Raw genomic sequence first — 18,917 nt, 5'->3', positions numbered from 1 at the left:
CAATCAGTCAGCCAGTGCAGCCTTCTGCAGTTCGAAAATCTCGATCATGCCTTTCTTCGCCAGTGCCAGCATCGCGTTCAGCTCTTCCGGCTGGAACGGTGCGCCTTCGGCGGTGCCCTGGACTTCGATGAAACCACCAGTGCTGGTCATCACCACGTTGAGGTCAGTCTCGGCAGCCGAATCTTCCAGGTAGTCGAGGTCAAGCACAGGTTCGCCCTGATACATGCCCACCGAAACGGCAGCGATCATTTGCTTGAGCGGGTCGCCACCTTTGAGGCCGCCGCGCTTCTTGATCACTTTCAAGGCGTCGACCAGTGCAACCATGGCGCCAGTGATGGATGCGGTGCGGGTGCCGCCGTCAGCCTGGATCACGTCGCAGTCGACGTACAAGGTGACGTCGCCCAGCTTGGACATGTCCAGCGCAGCGCGCAGGGAACGACCGATCAGACGCTGGATTTCCAGAGTGCGGCCGCCTTGCTTGCCGCGGCTCGCCTCACGCTGGTTACGCTCGCCAGTGGCGCGCGGCAGCATGCCGTATTCAGCGGTCAACCAGCCCTGGCCCTGACCCTTGAGGAAACGCGGCACGCCGTTCTCGACGCTGACGGTGCAGATGACCTTGGTATCACCGAACTCGACCAGTACAGATCCCTCGGCGTGTTTGGTGTAGTTGCGGGTAATGCGGATCGAGCGGAGCTGATCGGCAGCGCGACCACTTGGACGTTTCATAGGGATTACCTGTACGGGGGACGGAAAACTGCCGAGCATTATAGAGCCGTGGGCCGCGAGTGGGCACTTCTAAAAAAATCACCCGACGATTGAAGGCTCTGAATAGAGCGTAGCCGACGGCCTGCAGCTCATTGTCACAGCGTGTGATTGGGCGCATCCGCCCCACTGCGCTACAATCCTGCGCCTTTGCTGCCTGTCGGCTTTAATTCACAGATAGCGGGTCCGCGAACCATGGGTTACGCGCTGACCTGCATTGCGAGGTACCTCCATGGTGCACAGCATGACCGCCTTCGCCCGCGTCGAGAAAGCCGGCGTCCAGGGCACCCTGAGCTGGGAGCTGCGCTCGGTCAACAGCCGCTACCTGGAACCCCATCTGCGCCTGCCGGAATCTTTCCGCGACCTCGAGGGCGCCGTCCGCGAAGCCCTGCGCCAGGGAATTTCCCGGGGCAAGCTCGAATGCACCCTGCGTTTCACCGAAGAAAGCACTGGCAAACCGCTGCAAGTGGACCGCGAGCGCGCCGCGCAACTGGTCGCTGCCGCCGAGACCGTCGCCAGCCTGATCAAGAACCCCGCCGCGCTGAACCCGCTGGAAGTCCTGGCCTGGCCCGGCGTGCTGGTGGCCGACGCCGCCGACCCGCAAGCGCTGAATGCCGAAGCCCTGACGCTGTTCAACCAAGGCCTGAAAGAACTCAAGGCCGGCCGCGAGCGCGAAGGCGCGGAGCTGGCGCGGTTGATCAACGAGCGCCTGACGTCCATTGAAGAAGATGTGGTGATCCTGCGTGAGCTGGTCCCGCAGATGCTCGCCACCCAGCGTCAGAAAGTCCTCGACCGCTTCACCGACATGAAGGCCGACCTCGACCCGCAGCGCCTGGAGCAGGAAATGGTCATGCTCGCGCAAAAGAGCGACGTCGCCGAAGAACTGGATCGCCTGAGCACTCATATCATCGAAGTTCGCCGGGTGCTCAAATCCGGCGGCGCTGCCGGTCGACGCCTGGATTTCCTGATGCAGGAGCTCAACCGCGAAGCCAACACACTGGGCTCCAAAGCCTTCGACCCGCGCAGCACCCAAGCGGCGGTCAACCTAAAGGTGTTGATCGAGCAGATGCGCGAACAAGTACAGAATATTGAGTAAGGCAAACCTGACATGACCCACAGTACCGGCACCCTGTACATCATTTCCGCACCTTCGGGTGCGGGCAAGAGCAGCCTGGTCAAAGCCCTGACCGACGCTGATCAGGAGATCCGCGTCTCGGTCTCCCACACCACCCGCGCCATGCGCCCTGGTGAAGTGAACGGCGTGAACTATCACTTCGTCGAACGCAGCGAGTTCGTGAAGATGATCGAGCACGGAGATTTCCTCGAGCGCGCCGAAGTGTTCGGCAATCTCTATGGCACTTCGCAAAGCCACCTGCAGCAGACCCTGGATGAAGGTCACGACCTGATTCTGGAAATTGACTGGCAGGGTGCAGAGCAAGTGCGCAAGTTGATGCCCCAGGCCCGTTCGATCTTCATTCTGCCGCCGTCCCTGGAGGCCCTGCACCAGCGCCTCACCAATCGCGGCCAGGACAGTGACGAGATCATCGAAGGCCGGATGCGCGAAGCCGTCAGCGAGATGAGCCATTACGTCGACTACGATTACTTGATCATCAACGACAATTTCGCCCACGCACTGGACGATCTGAAGGCGATTTTCCGCGCCAATCAGCTGCATCAGAAGCGTCAGCAGCAGCGTCATGGCAAATTATTGGCTGAATTGCTCGGCTAATCAGCTCTTCCCAAAACCGCTGCAAGGGCTTTACATTGGTGCTTATAGCGCGTTGAAGAGCCTGGTCAAAAAATCAGCGCTTCCCTAATCGCTGGTGATTTTTTAAACTGTTGAGTCCGCTCGCCCAACCGGGCAGCGCGCATATTGCATTCGCTCCGAGGAATACCATGGCCCGCGTAACCGTTGAAGACTGCCTAGAACACGTGGAAAACCGCTTTGAGCTGGTCATGCTCTCTACCAAGCGTGCCCGTCAACTGGCCACCGGTGGCAAAGAGCCCCTGGTTCAGTGGGAAAACGACAAGCCTACAGTTGTAGCGCTGCGTGAAATCGCTGAGGGCCTGATGAGCTACGAGTTCATCGCCAACGCTGAAATCGTCGAAGACGAACCGCTGTTCGCAGCGTTCGAGGACGAGTCCAACGAGGCAGTATAAGCCATGCCTGGTCGACGTAGCACGGCGCGGGGTCATAGCAAACGGCAGGTGTCATCATGCCGAGCATAGACGCCCTCGCCGATCGCTTATCGACCTACCTCGGCAAGGACCAGGTCAACCTGGTCCGCCGAGCGTACTTCTACGCCGAACAAGCCCACGACGGTCAACGCCGCCGCAGCGGTGAGGCGTACGTCACGCATCCTCTTGCGGTGGCGAATATTCTTGCCGACATGCACATGGACCATCAGAGCCTGATGGCTGCAATGCTGCATGACGTGATCGAAGACACCGGTATTGCCAAGGAAGCGCTGCAAGCGCAGTTCGGCGAAACGGTGGCCGAACTGGTCGACGGGGTCAGCAAACTGACCCAGATGAACTTCGAGACCAAGGCCGAAGCCCAGGCCGAAAACTTCCAGAAAATGGCCATGGCCATGGCGCGCGACATTCGCGTGATCCTGGTCAAGCTGGCCGACCGCCTGCACAACATGCGTACCCTGGAAGTGCTGTCCGGCGAAAAACGCCGGCGGATCGCCAAGGAAACCCTGGAAATCTATGCGCCCATCGCCAACCGGCTGGGCATGCACGCCATCCGCATAGAGTTCGAAGACCTCGGCTTCAAGGCCATGCACCCGATGCGTTCCGCGCGGATCAACCAGGCGGTCAAACGCGCCCGGGGCAACCGCAAGGAAATCGTCAACAAGATCGAAGAATCCCTCAGCCACTGCCTGGCCATCGATGGCATCCAGGGCGAGGTCAGCGGTCGTCAGAAACACCTCTACGGCATCTACAAGAAAATGCGTGGCAAGCGTCGGGCCTTCAACGAGATCATGGACGTCTACGCGTTCCGGATCATCGTCGACAAGGTCGATACCTGCTACCGCGTGCTGGGTGCCGTGCACAATTTGTACAAACCGTTGCCGGGGCGCTTCAAGGATTACATCGCGATCCCCAAGGCCAACGGCTACCAGTCGCTGCACACCACACTGTTCGGCATGCACGGTGTACCGATCGAGATCCAGATCCGCACCCGTGAAATGGAAGAGATGGCCAACAACGGCATCGCCGCCCATTGGCTGTACAAATCCAGCGGCGACGAACAGCCCAAAGGCACTCATGCCCGCGCCCGCCAGTGGGTCAAAGGCGTGCTGGAGATGCAGCAACGGGCCGGCAACTCGCTGGAATTCATCGAGAGCGTGAAGATCGACCTGTTCCCGGACGAGGTCTACGTGTTCACGCCCAAAGGCCGGATCATGGAGCTTCCAAAAGGCTCCACGGCGGTCGACTTCGCTTACGCGGTACACACCGACGTGGGCAACAGCTGCATTGCCTGTCGGATCAACCGTCGTCTCGCGCCGCTGTCCGAACCGCTGCAAAGCGGCTCCACGGTCGAGATCGTCAGCGCCCCCGGCGCACGGCCGAACCCGGCATGGCTCAATTTCGTGGTCACCGGCAAGGCGCGGACCCACATCCGCCATGCACTGAAACTGCAACGCCGCTCCGAATCCATCAGCCTCGGCGAACGCCTGCTAAACAAGGTGCTCAACGGCTTCGACAGCTCGCTGGAAAAAGTCCCGACCGAGCGCGTGCAGTTGATGCTCCACGAATACCGCCTCGAATTGATCGAAGACCTGCTCGAAGACATCGGCCTGGGCAATCGCATGGCTTACGTGGTCGCCCGCCGCCTGCTCGGCGAAGGCGAACAGCTGCCGAGCCCGGAAGGTCCGCTGGCCATTCGCGGCACCGAAGGCCTGGTGCTCAGTTACGCCAAGTGCTGCACGCCGATCCCTGGCGACCCGATTGTCGGCCATCTGTCCGCCGGCAAAGGGATGGTGGTGCACCTGGACAACTGCCGCAACATCAGCGAGATCCGCCACAACCCGGAAAAATGCATCCAGCTCTCGTGGGCCAAGGATGTCACCGGCGAATTCAACGTCGAGCTGCGCGTCGAACTGGAACACCAGCGCGGCCTGATCGCCCTGCTGGCCAGCAGCGTCAACGCGGCCGACGGCAATATCGAAAAAATCAGCATGGACGAACGCGACGGTCGTATCAGCGTGGTCCAACTGGTGGTCAGCGTGCACGACCGCGTGCACCTGGCCCGCGTGATCAAGAAACTGCGCGCCCTGACCGGGGTCATCCGCATCACCCGCATGCGCGCGTAGCCCACCCCTCACAAGGAGTCATACATGACCAAGACCGTTATCAACAGCGACAAGGCCCCGGCCGCCATCGGTACTTACTCCCAGGCGATCAAGGCTGGCAACACCGTGTACATGTCGGGTCAGATTCCTCTGGACCCAAAAACCATGGAACTGGTCGAAGGCTTCGAAGCCCAGACCGTCCAGGTCTTCGAGAACCTCAAAGCCGTGGCTGAAGCCGCCGGTGGTTCGTTTAAAGACATCGTCAAACTGAACATTTTCCTCACCGACCTGAGCCACTTCGCCAAGGTCAACGAGATCATGGGCAAGTACTTCGACCAGCCTTACCCAGCCCGCGCCGCCATCGGCGTTGCAGCCCTGCCAAAGGGTTCGCAGGTCGAGATGGACGCCATTCTCGTCATCGAGTAACGGGTAACACGTCCTGGCGCAGCCGCCGCGCTGCGCCAATTCCGTTTTTGAAAGGATTCCGTCATGCGCAAAGCGCTTGCTCTCTCTTTGCTTGCCATTTTTCTCGGCGGCTGTGCCAGCGACCCCACCGACCGCGACATCAGTGGCACCTGGATCAACCAGGCGGCAATCGATGCCGCTGCCAAAGGCGGCCCCTTGCGTGAAGCCCTCCAGGCCTACGGTCCAAACCTGGAATGGGATATCAATACCAGAGCCGGTCAGGCGCGATACACCAACGGCTTCGAAAATGTCGATGGCAAGCTGCTGGGTGAAAAATCCGGCGCCTGGAAGGTCGACTTCTATGGCAGCTCCGGCAGCGAGTTGAGCCGTGACGGCAAACAACTGTTGCAGGCGGCCACAGACAACGAACCCGAGCAGGTATTCGATCGCGCCCGGGACGCAGTGCCTGAGGGTGCACCGGTTGGCGCCAGTTTCGAGCGTGCCCTGTACTCTGCATATATGGGCGGCAGCTGGAAAATCCTCAGCGGCTCAGGCGAAGGTAGCACCGTGCAGTTTCAACCAGACGGCCGGGTTGACGGCCTCCCGGGTGCTGATCGTTATGCACTCTGCCTGGCGGGAGATTGTGCCAACATGAGTAGCGGCTATGACAGTCTCTGGCTACAGCAAGGTGGCCAAGGAAGTTCGTGGATCTTTGCGCGCAAAGGCAAGCAGCTGGAAATTTTCCAGGCGATCAACACCTCCCTGGCAGACGAACAGCCATCGTTTACCCCAAGCACTCGGCAATGGTTACTGGAAAAACAGTGATCCAGCAAAAAGGAGCCCGAGGGCTCCTTTTTTCTTTTGCCTGACGACAACCCCCTCAGCATCTATACCAAACGCTCACGCCGTGTCCGGGCGCTCAAAATTGGCAACACTGTTTTCTGCGACCAAACTCCACCGCTGCCATAGTATAGAGGGCCCGGTCGAAGACTCTCCCAAGGATGAATTCATGCGCAGGGCGCTGATCGCTTTTTCATTGCTCGCCATATTCCTCGGTGGTTGTGCCAATGCCCCCACAGAAAATGATATCAGCGGCATCTGGATCAACCAGGGGGCCATCGATGCGGCCGCCAAAGGCCAGCCACTGCTTGAAACACTCAGGGGCCATTCGAACCTGGAATGGGACATCGACAGCCGCAGGGACAAGGCGACGTCCAACAGCGGTGCTGAAGTAGGCGGAGGCCGACTACTGAAGAGAAAACCTGGCGTTTGGACGGTTGACTACAACGGCTACGGTAGCGACGAACTGCGATTCAACGGCAAGCAACTGATCCAACTGGCGAAGGGCTACGAACCTGAGCAGGTGTTTGCTCGCCCCAAAGAGTCGGCGGTGAAAGACCCGCGCTGGGCCGGCACTTTCCGGCAAGCCTTGAATTCAGCCTATATGGGCGGCAGTTGGAAAGTCGTCGACGGTACGGGTAACACCGTACGGTTTTACTCTGACGGCCGGGTTGAAGGACTGCCTGGTGCCGACCATTACGAACTCTGCCTCGCCGGAGACTGCAGCAGCGACATGCCCACTGGATACGACAACCTCTTGCTGCGTAACCAAGACACCGGACGGGGGTTCTTTTTTACTCGCAATGGCAAATGGCTCGAAATATTCGGGATAACCGACATCAACCCCGAGCTGAAGGGTTCGGGTAAACCGTCGACTCGCCAGTGGCTGCTGGAAAAACAGTGATCCAAAACAAAGGAGCCCGCAGGCTTCTGCTCTTTAAACACCAGATCAGATCAACCACCACCTTCAAGAATCGCCGCATACCCCTCTCGGTAACCAGGATAACGCGGCGTCCAGCCCAACGCCTTCGCCCGAGCATTGCTGCAACGCTTGCTGCCGGCACGACGCACACTGGCATCCTCGGCCCATTCGGTAACGCCCAGGTACTCACGCAACCAGCCCACCACCTCTGCCATTGGCGCAGGCGCATCATCGACACCTATGTAGGCATCATCCAGCGCCACTCCACGCCGATCCGCCTCAAGCAGGAACGCCAGCAACCCCGCCGCGTCGTCGACGTGAATCCGATTGGCGTACAGCGGCGGATCGATCGCCACGCGATAACCGCGACGAACCTGAGTCAGCAGCCACTCTCGACCTGGACCATAAATACCGGTCAGACGCACGATGCTGGCCGGGATGCCGCTATCACGCGCCACTTGCTCGGCTTCCAGCATCACGCGCCCTGAATAGCCTGCCGCCACGGTTGGCGAATTCTCGTCGACCCACTCGCCCTCTTGCTGGCCGTAAACACTGCTGCTGGAAACGAATAGCAGCCGATCGGGCACTTGCCCGTAGTCGCCCAGCCATTCCAGCACGTGCTGCAAACCCTGAACATAAGCGGCGCGGTATCCGGCCTCATCGTGATCGGTAGCCGCCGCGCAATACACCAGGTAATCCACCGCCCCGATTGGCCAGGTCGCCGGGCAGTCTTTATTGAACAAGTCACCGGCAACGCCAATCACCCCTTGGGGTAGGCGTGAGACGTCACGCCGCAAGCCGTGAACCTCCCACCCCGAATTCAACAATTGCGTAGCCAGACGGCTGCCGACATCACCGCAGCCGGCGATCAAAACAGAAGGCGCGGACATCAGAAGACTCCCTCAAGAAAGGTACAGACTAGCGCCCGAAATGGATAAGCGGCTAGCAATGGAAGAAAAAAAGAGACGCTATTACTTTTGTTAACAAGAATTAATTGCAATAATGCCAGCCACTTTTGTTCTCGGCCTTACGAGGCCTGGAAGAACACTTACCGTCTTTTCCTCTCAGGTCCGGCCAGCATGACACGCAATCAACTCTCCGCTTCGCCAACCAAACGACCTCGCGCCTGGAGCGCGGTAGCCGCCCTGCTGCTCAGCCTGATGCTGGCGCCGACCGCCGCATTCGCCGATGCGCAAGCGCCGGCCACACAGCCTGCGGCCACTCAAACACCAGCCGTTCAAACCGCACCTGTCGCGACCGATCCGGTCCAGGCCGTAGACGCCGCGGACATGCCGCAAGCTCTCGAAGCCGACAACTCCCTGGGCATGGCCCACGACCTGTCGCCATGGGGCATGTACCAGAACGCCGATATTATCGTGAAAATCGTGATGATCGGCCTGGCCATCGCCTCGATCATCACCTGGACCATCTGGATCGCCAAGGGCTTCGAGCTGATGGGCGCCAAGCGCCGTCTGCGCGCTGAAATCGCCCATCTGAAAAAAGCCGCCACCCTTAAAGAAGCCAGCTCGACAGCGGCCAAGGAAGGCACCCTCGCCAATCTGCTGGTCCACGACGCGCTGGAAGAAATGCGCCTGTCGGCCAACAGCCGCGAGAAGGAAGGCATCAAGGAACGCGTGAGCTTTCGCCTCGAGCGCCTGGTTGCCGCCTGCGGTCGCAACATGAGCAGCGGCACCGGCGTGCTGGCCACCATCGGTTCCACCGCGCCGTTCGTCGGCCTGTTCGGTACCGTATGGGGCATCATGAACAGCTTCATCGGCATCGCCAAAACCCAGACCACCAACCTCGCCGTCGTGGCTCCCGGCATCGCCGAAGCCCTGCTGGCGACCGCTCTGGGTCTGGTTGCAGCGATTCCTGCGGTGGTCATCTACAACGTTTTCGCCCGCTCCATTGCCGGTTACAAGGCGCAAGTGTCCGACGCCTCGGCAGAAGTCCTGCTGCTGGTCAGCCGTGACCTCGACCACCAGCCGCCCGAGCGCAGCTCGCATCCGCACATGGTGAAAGTGGGGTAATCGGCCATGGGCCTGCATTTGAAAGAAGGCGCAGACGACGATCTGGCCGAGAACCACGAAATCAACGTCACGCCGTTCATCGATGTGATGCTGGTGCTGTTGATCATCTTCATGGTGGCGGCGCCGCTGGCCACCGTGGACATCAAGGTCGACCTGCCCGCCTCCACCGCCAAACCGGCGCCGCGGCCAGAGAAGCCGGTGTTCCTCAGCGTAAAAGCTGACCAGCGCCTGTTCCTCGGCGAAGACGAAGTGAAGACCGAAGCCCTCGGCGTCACGCTCGACGCCAAGACCCAGGGCAAGAAAGACACGACGATCTTCTTCCAGGCCGACAAAGGCGTGGACTACGGCGACCTGATGAGCGTGATGGACGCCCTGCGCGCCGCCGGCTACCTGAAGGTCGGTCTGGTCGGACTCGAGACGGCAGCCAAAAAATGATCAACACGCGCCAAAAGCTGACGCGTTACAGCGGTAGCCTGGCCGTGGTGCTGGGCGTCCATGCGCTGGCCATTGCGCTCGCGCTGAACTGGACCTCGCGCCCGCCGATCGAGCTGCCGCCGCAAGCGATGATGGTCGAGCTGGCGCCGATGCCGGCCCCGCCACCGCCCGCACCGCCAAAGGTGATCACGCCGCCGCAGCCTCCAGCGCCGGTGGAAGAACTGCCGATTCCGAAACTCGCTGAAGCGCCGAAGGCCGAGATTGCCGTGCCGAAACCGGTCAAACCCAAGCCGAAGCCGCAACCGCCCAAGCCTGTGGAGAAAAAACCGGAGCCACCGAAGGAAAAGCCTTCCGAGGAGAAGCCTAGCGACGCGCAGCCAACCCAGGCGCCGACGGAGAAATCCGCTCCGCCGACTCCCGGTCCATCACCGGCACAGCAAGCGGCTAAAGCTAACTGGCAAGGAACCCTGCTCGCGCACTTGGCCAAGTACAAAGAGTACCCGGCCAGCGCACGGATGCGAGGCAAGGAAGGTTTGAATCGCCTGCGCTTCGTGGTAGATGCCGAAGGTAACGTGTTGTCATTCGAACTGGTGGACCGCTCGGGCACTGCCGACCTGGACCGGGCCACCCTGCAAATGATCCGCCGCGCCCAACCGCTGCCCAAGCCACCGGCCGACATGCTGAACAACGGCACCATCGAAATCACTGCACCGTTTGTTTACTCGCTGGAACGTCGCCGCTAAAACGGAAGATCAAAAGATCGCAGCCTTCGGCAGCTCCTACCTGGGATTGATGTACACCCTGTAGGAGCTGCCGGAGGCTGCGATCTTTTTGCTTTTTGCATATCTGGAAACGGCAAACCTGCATTGCCCAGTGTCACTTAGCACACTCAGTCTGATAACGTGCGTCTATCGATTGCAGCCGGTATGCTTGGCCCGCAACTTCATGGACGCTTGCTATGACTCTCACAGAATTACGCTACATCGTTACCCTCGCCCAAGAGCAGCACTTCGGCCACGCGGCCGAGCGTTGCCACGTCAGCCAGCCGACCCTGTCGGTGGGCGTGAAAAAGCTTGAAGACGAACTCGGTGTGCTGATTTTCGAGCGCAGCAAGAGTGCCGTGCGCCTGACCCCGGTCGGCGAAGGCATTGTCGCCCAGGCACAGAAAGTCCTGGAACAGGCCCAAGGCATCCGCGAACTGGCCCAGGCCGGCAAGAACCAGCTGACGGCCCCGCTGAAAGTTGGCGCGATCTACACCGTCGGCCCGTACCTGTTCCCGCACCTGATTCCACAACTGCACCGGGTCGCCCCGCAGATGCCGTTGTACATCGAAGAAAACTTCACCCATGTGCTGCGCGACAAACTGCGCAACGGCGAGCTCGACGCGATCATCATCGCCCTGCCATTCAACGAAGCCGACGTGCTGACCTTGCAGCTCTACGACGAGCCGTTCTACGTCCTGATGCCGGCCCAGCACCCGTGGACCCAAAAAGAATCCATCGACGCCGCCCTGCTCAACGACAAGAGCCTGCTGTTGCTCGGCGAAGGCCACTGCTTCCGCGATCAAGTGCTGGAAGCCTGCCCGACCCTGGCCAAAGGCAACGACGGCGCCAAGCACACCACCGTGGAATCCAGCTCGCTGGAAACCATCCGCCACATGGTCGCCTCTGGCCTCGGCATTTCGATCCTGCCGCTGTCGGCGGTGGACAGCCACCACTACGCCCCCGGCGTGATCGAAGTGCGTCCATTGAGTGCGCCGGTGCCGTTCCGCACCGTGGCCATCGCCTGGCGCGCGAGCTTCCCGCGGCCCAAGGCGATTGAAATTCTCGCCGACTCCATTCGCCTGTGCTCGGTGGCCAAGCCGCCAGCGCCGGTGGTGGCCGGTTAAGTCGCGGTCATGACCGAGCTGTCGCAAGTGTCGGTGACGGCACTCAAGGGTGTCGGCGAAGCCATGGCCGAGAAACTCGCCAAGGTCGGTCTGGAGAATCTCCAGGACGTGCTGTTCCACCTGCCGTTGCGCTATCAGGACCGCACTCGCGTGGTCCCGATCGGCCATTTGCGACCCGGGCAAGACGCGGTGATCGAAGGCACCGTCAGCGGCGCCGATGTGGTCATGGGCCGGCGCCGTAGCCTGGTTGTCCGTCTGCAGGACGGCACCGGCGGGCTCAGCCTGCGCTTCTATCATTTCAGCAACGCCCAGAAAGAAGGCCTCAAACGCGGCACGCGGATTCGCTGCTACGGCGAAGCCCGGCCCGGCGCCTCGGGGCTGGAGATCTACCACCCGGAATACCGCGCCATCACCGGTGACGAGCCGCCGCCGGTGGATGAAACCCTGACCCCGGTCTACCCGCTCACCGAAGGCCTGACCCAGCAGCGTTTGCGCCAGTTGTGCATGCAAACCCTGACCCTGCTCGGCCCCAGCAGCCTGCCCGACTGGCTGCCGACCGAACTGGCCCGGGATTATCAACTGGCGCCGCTGGCCGATGCGATCCGCTACCTGCATCACCCGCCCGCCGATGCTGACGTCGATGAGCTCGCCCTCGGTCATCACTGGGCCCAGCACCGCTTGGCCTTTGAAGAGCTGCTGACCCATCAACTGTCCCAGCAACGCCTGCGCGAAAGCATGCGTGCCCTGCGCGCGCCGGCCATGCCCAAAGCCACCAAGCTGCCAGCACAGTATCTGGCCAACCTCGGCTTCACCCCGACCGGCGCCCAGCAACGGGTCGGCAACGAAATCGCTTACGACCTCAGCCAGCACGAACCGATGCTGCGGCTGATTCAGGGCGACGTGGGCGCGGGCAAAACCGTGGTCGCCGCCCTCGCCGCGCTTCAGGCGCTGGAAGCGGGTTATCAGGTCGCACTGATGGCGCCCACCGAAATCCTCGCCGAGCAGCACTTCATCACCTTCAAGCGCTGGCTCGAACCGCTGGGCATCGAAGTTGCGTGGCTGGCGGGCAAGCTCAAGGGCAAAAACCGCGTGGCCGCGCTGGAGCAGATCGCGGGCGGCGCACCGATGGTGGTCGGCACCCACGCACTGTTCCAGGACGAAGTGCAATTCAAGAACCTGGCGCTGGCGATCATCGACGAACAGCACCGCTTCGGCGTGCAGCAGCGCTTGGCATTGCGGCAGAAAGGCGTCGGCGGGCGGATGTGTCCGCACCAGCTGATCATGACCGCCACGCCAATCCCCCGGACGCTGGCCATGAGCGCCTACGCCGACCTCGACACCTCGATCCTCGACGAATTACCCCCCGGCCGCACCCCGGTGAATACGGTGCTGGTCACCGACACCCGGCGCGTCGAAGTGATCGAACGGGTGCGCGGCGCTTGTGCCGAAGGGCGTCAGGCTTACTGGGTATGCACGCTGATCGAAGAATCGGAAGAGCTGACCTGCCAGGCCGCCGAAACCACCCATGAAGACCTCACCGCCGCCCTCGGCGAGTTGAAAGTCGGCTTGATCCACGGCCGCATGAAGCCCGCCGAGAAAGCCGCGGTGATGGCCGAGTTCAAGGCCGGCAACCTGCAACTGCTGGTCGCCACCACGGTGATCGAAGTCGGCGTGGACGTGCCCAACGCCAGCCTGATGATCATCGAAAACCCCGAACGCCTCGGCCTCGCGCAATTGCACCAGTTGCGTGGCCGCGTCGGCCGGGGCAGCGCCGTCAGCCATTGCGTGCTGCTCTACCATCCACCGCTGTCGCAGATCGGCCGTCAGCGGCTGGGCATCATGCGCGAAACCAACGACGGTTTTGTCATCGCCGAAAAAGACCTCGAACTGCGCGGCCCCGGCGAAATGCTCGGCACACGCCAGACCGGCCTGCTGCAATTCAAGGTCGCGGACCTGATGCGCGATGCCGATTTACTGCCCGCCGTGCGCGACGCCGCCCAAGCCTTGCTCGAGCGCTGGCCGGATCACGTCAGCCCGCTGCTCGACCGCTGGCTACGCCATGGGCAGCAATACGGCCAAGTGTGAGCACTGTCGCAGTTTCTGGACCCTGGCCTTAAACAAGCTGGTTATACTCCTGCAATTGTTTGAAAACGGATACAGACCATGACAGAAGCTGCCCTCGCCCCTGAAACCCCGCACGCTCCGTCTGTTATTCGGCTGCTGCTCGGCAAACTGGGCATCGCCTACCAGGAAGTCCTCGACCATCACGGCCTGAACGCCGCACGCAAAGTGCAGGCGGTTTTGCTGGACGATGCCGTCGGCGCGCTCATGGTGCTGTTTCCGCAAAGCCAATTGCTCGACCTCAACCGCCTCGCCGAACTCACCGGCCGCCGGTTGACCGCCGTATCCACCGAACGCCTGGTAAAAATGCTCGGCAAACACAGCCTGAGCCTGCTGCCCGGCCTGCCGGCGCTCACCAGCTCACCGTGCCTGTACGAAGAAAGCCTGCTGCGCGAACCGAAGTTGCTGATCAACTCGGGCGAGCCCGGCGTGCTGCTGGAAATCACCAGCGAAGATTTCAAAACCATGCTGACCAAGGCCAGCGCCGGCAACTTCGGCGAAGCCGTGCACAGCATCCGCCCGAACCTCGACCGCCCCGACGATGACCGCGAGGAAATCACCCAGGCCGTGCAAGCGTTCACCGCGCGGCGCATTCAGCAACGCCTGGAAGCGACCATCGAGATACCGCCGCTGGCCGAAACCGCGCAAAAAATCATCAAACTGCGGGTCGACCCCAACGCCACCATCGACGACATCACCGGCGTGGTCGAAACCGACCCAGCCCTGGCCGCGCAAGTCGTCAGCTGGGCAGCGTCGCCGTACTACGCCTCGCCGGGCAAGATTCGTTCAGTGGAAGACGCCATCGTCCGCGTACTGGGTTTCGACCTGGTGATCAACCTGGCGCTGGGCCTGGCCCTGGGCAAAACCCTGAGCCTGCCCAAAGACCACCCGCAACACACCACGCCGTACTGGCAGCAATCGATCTACACCGCCGCCGTCATCGAAGGCCTGACCCGCGCCATGCCCCGCGCCCAGCGCCCGGAAGCCGGCCTGACCTACCTCGCCGGCCTGCTGCACAACTTCGGCTACCTGCTGCTGGCCCACGTGTTCCCGCCGCACTTCTCGCTGATCTGCCGCCACCTGGAGGTCAACCCGCACCTGTGCCACAGCTACGTCGAGCAACACCTGCTGGGCATCAGCCGCGAACAAATCGGTGCGTGGCTGATGCGCTACTGGGACATGCCCGAAGAACTGGCCACCGCCCTGCGCTTCCAGCACGACCCAAGCTACGACGGCGACTACGCCGAGTACCCGAACCTCGTATGTTTGGCCGTGCGTTTGCTGCGTAGTCGCGGGATTGGCTCGGGGCCGGATGAAGACATTCCGGATGCCTTGCTGGAGCGTGTGGGGCTGACTCGCGACAAGGCCAACGACGTGGTCAGCAAAGTGCTTGAGGCTGAAGTGCTGCTGCGTGAACTGGCTTCGCAATTTAGCCAGGCCTAAAAGCATCGTCGGATCGCCGCCCGGACCAAGCCACGCTCCCACAGGTTTCAGGTGATCCCTGTGGGAGCGTGGCTTGCCCGCGATGAATCCCCCGCCGATCTACCTGATCACCACAACCCCTGTGGCGAGGGAGCTTGCTCCCGCTCGACTGCGCAGCAGTCGCAACCCCGGCCCACACGGTCGACCTGAAACAACCCAATCTCAGGTTTAGGGCCGCTTCGCAGCCCAGCGGGAGCAAGCTCCCTCGCCACAAAAGCCTCCTCCACTCCTGACTGGATCAAGGTTCTCAGGCCTTAGCCTTCGCCTTCCTCGGCTTCAAATACTTGGTCAACCCCTGAAACCAGATCACCAGCGCCGGGTTGCCCTTGATCTGAATCGACTTGTCCTGAATCCCCGTCATAAACGCCAACTGCTTGTTCTTCGCCTGCATCGTGGCAAAACCATACGCCGCGTCTTTAAAGGCAATCGCAAACGCCGGCTCCGCATACACCCCAGCCTTGCTGGTAATACGCTGATCCTTCACCACGAAATGCCGCGCCACCTTCCCGTCCAGGGTCTGTAGCTGAAACACCAACGCCTTGTCACCCAACTGCTGCTGAAACGCAGGATTAGTCCGACTGGCCTTACCCATCAACAAACCCAGCATCCACAGAAGAAAACGAAATTTCATGCGCACAGCCTCAAAAGAAAAATGAACGGCCGGCGCAGTGTAGCCGCTCTAAGCCAGAACGCCACTGTCGGGTTGTGTTAGAAGAAGATGAACCGCTTTTCCCGCATGATGACCGCTAAGTCACGCTTTGCACTTCATTCTGAGGGACCCGACCTACACCTAAAGAAACACATTCCTGTAGGAGCTGCCGAAGGCTGCGATCTTTTGATCTTAATGCCCTCAAACCACTCGGACATTTCCTTCAAAACGCCGGGCTGTCCGTGAACTAGGCGACCTTGGCGTTCACCGATAACCTCTGTTCGTCACCGCAAAATCGGTGACTCGGACGTGCAAGTCCGGAATCGGCACACAATCGGTTATGGCTATTCATTGAGCGTTTTCTTATGCTCCCGAATCGTTATGGCGGCTGTGTGTGGGAGACCTTCGGGTCTGCCGGTTTGCCGATTCCGGTCTTGCACACCTATACACAGCTGCCACCTCATTCGAAGTGCAAGCGAAACGGTGCTAGCTCCTAATATCGGTACTACTCAAATGATCAAGCCAACACCGAATCCCCCAGAAAACCCAGCCACATCCCCCTACGAATCCTTAGATTCCAGAAAACTCCACGAAGCCGCCGAACGCGCCCTCGACCACCATTTCGCCCCACCCCCCAAAGAAAAACCCAAGCGCAAAGGCAAACTCTTCACCGTCTCCCCCGACATCGACACCGAAGCCCTCCTGGCCAACGCCTCCGAAGACCTGAAGTCCATCAGCGCCATCGCCGCCGACCTGGCCGATGACATCGAAGGCACCCGCCGCTCAGTCGCCCTGGCGCTCAGCAGAATGGCGGATGGAGTGCAGTTGTTGGTGGAGCGAGCGCTGGATCATATCGATTCGCCGAATCCGGCGGAGCATCGGGCGAAGGCGTAGCAAAAAAGTACGAAGGGGACTTAAAGTCCCCTTCTTCAGCGTTTATACCTGCACGGCGAAATTTACAGACAGTGACTGGCCTTTATGTCTGAGCCTTGCGAAACCAAACGCTTCACGCCGGCGCTCCCCCCCGGGCTACCTTTATCAGCTGACATCTGATAACAGGCCAACGCCCGGGACATATCCTTTGTTCCCAATTCACCACTCTCAAAAGAAGACCCCAGGTAGTTCATCGCCTCTGTGGATCCCATGGAAACCGCGCGAATAGCTTCCCTTTCTGCCTGCTCGGGGTGGAGGCAAGGGCCGTTATAGTCGGTGGAATTACCGTTACAAAAATAAGTGGCATAACCCAGCGCGCCGCTCGCTGTCGTCGATGCCGCTTTGAACAAAGCCTCAACCTTGCTGGTTTCCAGCTGAGGTGCCATCTGCGAAAGACTTAAGCTTGCCGCCGACAGACTCGCCTGTGGATCACCCGACTCTGCAGCACAGACATAGTTTTCCAGGGACGCTTCAATCAACTCCCCAGTCAGACGGTATCGTTCAAGAAACCCCAACCCACCCAAGCCCTCAGCACGTTGATAACAAAGGTTCTCCGCGCGGCTCATTCCGGGTCTATCGGGTGCGACAAGCTCCCTCTCGCTGATCGACCAATCCTCAATCCCCACCAGCGACCAGCACGACTTTTTAGCAAAGTTAAAAATCTTGATGTTGCTGTTACCGGCCCGTTTATCCACAACGTTCATGTGAGCGTCATCGACTGTTTCGATCTCAACCCCTTCAGTCTTGCCTTCCATCGCAGCCATCAACGGAAACGTCAAACTGGAGCCTGTCTCCGCAGTAATTTGCGGTTCAAATTGACCAGGGTCCGAGGTGCGCTTCAATACCAATATTTTTACCGCCAGTGCGGTTAGGCGCTTCTGGGACTCGGCATTGGCAGAAAACGCCGGCAGAAACTGAGCAAAGTTCTGGGATGGACACGAGGCGCCTGCCCCTCGCCCAACAGCAGAACCACTCACGATGTCGGGCGCAATATTGTCCAGAAAGACTGTACGCTCGCGGCTCATTCTTGCGATGCAATTGTTCACCGTTGCTACATAGGCGGACGTGCCAGGCTTAATCTCAAACGCTTCGAGCGGGCAATTCGCATCGCGCAATTTTATCCACACACGCTGCGCTTCTTTGACCTTCGCTGTATACGCCGCCCCCGTGTCGGGTTCGGCTCGATACTGCGCTTCGAGTCGAGCCATAAGCTGGTGATAACTCGTATTCAACTGCAAATCGGCAGCGTTCTTCGCGACATCAGAACACCTGTCAATTTGCTCGCTTATGATGATCTCGTTGCAATCATCCTGCGCAAACGCAGTGGGCAAACCTAGCAGACCGCTAAATACTGCACCAATAAGGAGCCTTATAAACTGACTCATCCCCATCATCCTTGTAATTTTTAACAGTTCCCTTCGTAAGGGGTTATCGCGTATTAAGGTGCTTCTTTACGTATGCCTTTATTGAGGCCGCATCTTTATAAGCAAACGTTTGTGGCACACCCTCAATAAAGCCATCGATCCCGCTCAAGTACCTATTAGTCTGAATCAATTGATTGGAGATCAACCTACCATTACTACTTCGTGCATAAGCATAGACCTGATACAGAGTACCGTAGGTACCAATGCCTCTACTGTTAATTCCCCAAGAAACCAAAACAAAGACATTTTTTACATCCTGAACCGGATAAAAAAATATCGACTCGATCTTGGGTGACGAACCAGCAACATTATATTTATCAACCAACTGTCTAGCCGATGTTCCATCGCTGTTTTTCACGTCGAGGACTAAAGACACGGGATACTCTGCATCTCCCGTTTCCAAAACCGATAACTCCGCATTTTCGACAACAGTTATCTTATAAGGTCCATTCACTACCGCCCCCCGCAGATAGAGGCTATCGTCCTGAGCCACGGAGACCCTACAGAGCATAAATACCAATAATGAAAAACAAAATTTATGTATCACGACAACCTGCTTAAACAAAAATGGATTAGCAACAAACAATGGAAACCAAACGCGCAAATGGATCAAGATAATATATCCATCCCCTTTCACGCCCTTAAACCCAGATAAAACCGGCATAAAGAAGGCAAGAAAATGGGACAGACTTATTTATCAATAGCCGAACCCACCTCGTAAATAA

19 protein-coding genes are annotated in these 18,917 nt (G+C 59.6%); 14 read left to right on the top strand and 5 right to left on the bottom strand.

Features of this window, described 5'->3' with window-relative positions:
* Nucleotides 1–3: 3 nt before the first annotated feature.
* A complete protein-coding gene (gene rph / locus ACCC96_RS09830; protein ID WP_007934600.1) occupies nucleotides 4–726 on the bottom strand; it encodes a ribonuclease PH in 723 nt (240 codons plus the stop codon).
* A gap of 268 nt (nucleotides 727–994) precedes the next feature.
* Here rph and ACCC96_RS09825 point away from each other — a divergent pair, with 268 nt between their 5' ends.
* The 7 genes from ACCC96_RS09825 to ACCC96_RS09795 all read left to right on the top strand — a co-directional run bounded on the left by ACCC96_RS09825 (nucleotide 995) and on the right by ACCC96_RS09795 (nucleotide 7,212).
* On the top strand, nucleotides 995–1,858 hold the full coding sequence (locus ACCC96_RS09825) for a YicC/YloC family endoribonuclease (protein ID WP_019580465.1): 864 nt from the start codon (nucleotides 995–997) through the stop codon (nucleotides 1,856–1,858).
* A gap of 12 nt (nucleotides 1,859–1,870) precedes the next feature.
* Complete coding sequence (gene gmk / locus ACCC96_RS09820) at nucleotides 1,871–2,491, top strand: guanylate kinase (protein WP_018927481.1); 621 nt, start codon at nucleotides 1,871–1,873, stop codon at nucleotides 2,489–2,491.
* Between the two features lie 167 nt (nucleotides 2,492–2,658).
* Nucleotides 2,659–2,922 carry a DNA-directed RNA polymerase subunit omega gene (gene rpoZ / locus ACCC96_RS09815; protein WP_003177259.1) on the top strand — a complete coding sequence of 88 codons (264 nt, stop codon included), beginning with the start codon at nucleotides 2,659–2,661 and terminating at the stop codon, nucleotides 2,920–2,922.
* A gap of 56 nt (nucleotides 2,923–2,978) precedes the next feature.
* On the top strand, nucleotides 2,979–5,084 hold the full coding sequence (gene spoT, locus ACCC96_RS09810) for a bifunctional GTP diphosphokinase/guanosine-3',5'-bis pyrophosphate 3'-pyrophosphohydrolase (RefSeq protein WP_413695697.1): 2,106 nt from the start codon (nucleotides 2,979–2,981) through the stop codon (nucleotides 5,082–5,084).
* Nucleotides 5,085–5,108: 24 nt separating this feature from the next.
* Nucleotides 5,109–5,489 (top strand): RidA family protein, encoded by a 381-nt coding sequence (locus ACCC96_RS09805; RefSeq protein WP_003177257.1) that lies wholly within the window; start codon nucleotides 5,109–5,111, stop codon nucleotides 5,487–5,489.
* Between the two features lie 63 nt (nucleotides 5,490–5,552).
* Nucleotides 5,553–6,293, top strand: a complete 741-nt coding sequence (locus tag ACCC96_RS09800; protein ID WP_019650093.1) for a hypothetical protein — start codon at nucleotides 5,553–5,555, stop codon at nucleotides 6,291–6,293.
* A 184-nt stretch (nucleotides 6,294–6,477) separates the two neighbouring features.
* On the top strand, nucleotides 6,478–7,212 hold the full coding sequence (locus ACCC96_RS09795) for a hypothetical protein (protein WP_413695696.1): 735 nt from the start codon (nucleotides 6,478–6,480) through the stop codon (nucleotides 7,210–7,212).
* Between the two features lie 50 nt (nucleotides 7,213–7,262).
* On the opposite strand, the gene ACCC96_RS09790 is transcribed toward ACCC96_RS09795, so the two are convergent.
* Nucleotides 7,263–8,120, bottom strand: a complete 858-nt coding sequence (locus tag ACCC96_RS09790; RefSeq protein ID WP_413695695.1) for an SDR family oxidoreductase — start codon at nucleotides 8,118–8,120, stop codon at nucleotides 7,263–7,265.
* 189 nt (nucleotides 8,121–8,309) lie between these two features.
* Between ACCC96_RS09790 and exbB the strand changes: the two genes are divergently transcribed.
* The 6 genes from exbB (at nucleotide 8,310) to ACCC96_RS09760 (ending at nucleotide 15,147) form a co-directional block, all read left to right on the top strand.
* A complete protein-coding gene (gene exbB / locus ACCC96_RS09785; protein ID WP_019650090.1) occupies nucleotides 8,310–9,260 on the top strand; it encodes a tonB-system energizer ExbB in 951 nt (316 codons plus the stop codon).
* Nucleotides 9,261–9,266: 6 nt separating this feature from the next.
* Complete coding sequence (exbD, locus tag ACCC96_RS09780; protein WP_413695694.1) at nucleotides 9,267–9,695, top strand: TonB system transport protein ExbD; 429 nt, start codon at nucleotides 9,267–9,269, stop codon at nucleotides 9,693–9,695.
* The gene (locus ACCC96_RS09775; protein WP_413695693.1) at nucleotides 9,692–10,438 is read left to right on the top strand and encodes an energy transducer TonB; all 747 of its coding nucleotides are present in this window, start codon (nucleotides 9,692–9,694) and stop codon (nucleotides 10,436–10,438) included. The genes exbD and ACCC96_RS09775 overlap by 4 nt, the downstream gene beginning before the upstream one ends.
* Before the next feature lie 215 nt (nucleotides 10,439–10,653).
* Nucleotides 10,654–11,583: a hydrogen peroxide-inducible genes activator gene (locus ACCC96_RS09770; protein WP_008007618.1), complete on the top strand. Its 930-nt coding sequence runs from the start codon at nucleotides 10,654–10,656 to the stop codon at nucleotides 11,581–11,583.
* Between the two features lie 9 nt (nucleotides 11,584–11,592).
* Nucleotides 11,593–13,668: an ATP-dependent DNA helicase RecG gene (gene recG, locus ACCC96_RS09765; protein WP_019650087.1), complete on the top strand. Its 2,076-nt coding sequence runs from the start codon at nucleotides 11,593–11,595 to the stop codon at nucleotides 13,666–13,668.
* Nucleotides 13,669–13,746: 78 nt separating this feature from the next.
* Nucleotides 13,747–15,147, top strand: a complete 1,401-nt coding sequence (locus tag ACCC96_RS09760) for an aminoacyl-tRNA deacylase and HDOD domain-containing protein (RefSeq protein ID WP_413695692.1) — start codon at nucleotides 13,747–13,749, stop codon at nucleotides 15,145–15,147.
* A 286-nt stretch (nucleotides 15,148–15,433) separates the two neighbouring features.
* On the opposite strand, the gene ACCC96_RS09755 is transcribed toward ACCC96_RS09760, so the two are convergent.
* Nucleotides 15,434–15,817, bottom strand: coding sequence for a helicase (locus ACCC96_RS09755; RefSeq protein ID WP_413695691.1), 384 nt, complete (start codon nucleotides 15,815–15,817; stop codon nucleotides 15,434–15,436).
* Nucleotides 15,818–16,348: 531 nt separating this feature from the next.
* On the opposite strand from ACCC96_RS09755, the gene ACCC96_RS09750 reads away from it, so the two are divergent.
* Nucleotides 16,349–16,729, top strand: coding sequence for a DUF6124 family protein (locus ACCC96_RS09750; protein WP_413695690.1), 381 nt, complete (start codon nucleotides 16,349–16,351; stop codon nucleotides 16,727–16,729).
* 62 nt (nucleotides 16,730–16,791) lie between these two features.
* On the opposite strand, the gene ACCC96_RS09745 is transcribed toward ACCC96_RS09750, so the two are convergent.
* Nucleotides 16,792–18,153: a lysozyme inhibitor LprI family protein gene (locus ACCC96_RS09745; RefSeq protein WP_413695689.1), complete on the bottom strand. Its 1,362-nt coding sequence runs from the start codon at nucleotides 18,151–18,153 to the stop codon at nucleotides 16,792–16,794.
* Between the two features lie 43 nt (nucleotides 18,154–18,196).
* On the bottom strand, nucleotides 18,197–18,805 hold the full coding sequence (locus ACCC96_RS09740; RefSeq protein ID WP_413695688.1) for a hypothetical protein: 609 nt from the start codon (nucleotides 18,803–18,805) through the stop codon (nucleotides 18,197–18,199).
* Between the last annotated feature and the right edge of the window lie 112 nt (nucleotides 18,806–18,917).

Origin of the sequence: Pseudomonas sp. Pseusp11 (assembly GCF_047304405.1) — a bacterium.
Taxonomy (GTDB): domain Bacteria; phylum Pseudomonadota; class Gammaproteobacteria; order Pseudomonadales; family Pseudomonadaceae; genus Aquipseudomonas.
This window is presented reverse-complemented; position numbering and strand designations above follow the sequence as displayed.